General features: G+C 51.5%; 1 protein-coding gene. It reads right to left on the reverse strand.

Annotation, left to right across the window (positions count from 1 at the left end; translation table 11 throughout):
- The coding region (locus FRY97_RS23065) for a hypothetical protein (RefSeq protein ID WP_211356974.1) at positions 1-266 on the reverse strand (266 nt) is incomplete at both ends.

A 266-nucleotide genomic window follows, 5' to 3' on the forward strand; every position in this document is an offset into this window, starting at 1 on the left:
GGGCCGAGGCGATAGTTGGGGAAGTTGGGGACGGAGCCTGCATTGAAGGTGGGCAACTCTAGGCCACGTTGTTCTATACGGCAATCCGGGCAGGGCGCATCAGGATTGTGGATGACGTGCATATAGCGAGTACCAAAACCTCCGCAAATATAGATTTTACCATCTGGGCCGCGTTGGGAGGAGTGGAAAGTGGTCGGGTTAAAATCAATAAAACCATCGTATTCGGCTATTAAGGTGCGGCTTGAAAGAATATCTGCTGCCCAAAG

The organism is Phaeodactylibacter luteus (assembly GCF_007993045.1).
GTDB lineage: Bacteria > Bacteroidota > Bacteroidia > Chitinophagales > Saprospiraceae > Phaeodactylibacter > Phaeodactylibacter luteus.